1 protein-coding gene is annotated in these 686 nt (G+C 46.2%); it reads left to right on the top strand.

What is annotated here, in order from left to right:
* Positions 1 to 329, top strand: a 329-nt coding sequence (locus tag JHD59_RS22020) for an opacity family porin (RefSeq protein ID WP_233164468.1), incomplete at its 5' end; no start/stop codon positions are given.
* Between the last annotated feature and the right edge of the window lie 357 nt (positions 330 to 686).

The following is a 686-nucleotide window of genomic DNA, read 5'->3' as shown; positions in this document are numbered from 1 at the left end:
CCAGCAAGTCTTACAAGTCCGGCGCGCTTGGCGTGTTCACGGAATACAACTTTGTGAACAACAGCAACTTTGTCCCTTATGTTGGCGCCAGTACGCAAATCATTTCGGCCGACTATAGCGGCGATAAAAATGAGTTTTCTACACACAGCATCGACCACACTGGGTTGAATATCAAGATGAAGCTGGGTGGGAAGTACTTTATTAACAAAAACGTGGCTTTTACTGCCGAAATGAGTCATAGCATATCGACACATAATGTGCATATTTCTGGCAGCGACTTGAAGAAGTCTGCTACTAAGTTTGAAATCGGTACCAGATACTATTTCTAACACTCCAGTGCATGGATGATGTTTACGTTGTCCAGAGGCGATGAGTAATCCCTGCCGTTCTTTATTGTGGGAGTAAGGAGCGGTAGGTTCTATTTGGATTGGTCCTGTGTGAGGTTGGCTGTTATATAAGTGTTCTGGTTTGCTTGCTGGTTTGGAAAATAATAAATAATTTACAGGGGTGGTAGTTAATCTTGTTGAACGCTCGCTCCTAGCATGGAGGTGGTGATGGCAAACTACTATGATAAATATCTGTCTCTTATACACATCTCCGAGCCCACGAGACTCCGCCAATTATCTAGTATGCCGTCTTCTGCTTGAAAATAGGTGGGGGGGGGGGGGGGGGGGGGGGGGGGGGGG

Source organism: Chromobacterium sp. ASV23 (assembly GCF_016428945.1).
In the GTDB taxonomy this organism is placed as follows: domain Bacteria; phylum Pseudomonadota; class Gammaproteobacteria; order Burkholderiales; family Chromobacteriaceae; genus Chromobacterium; species Chromobacterium sinusclupearum.
This window is presented reverse-complemented; position numbering and strand designations above follow the sequence as displayed.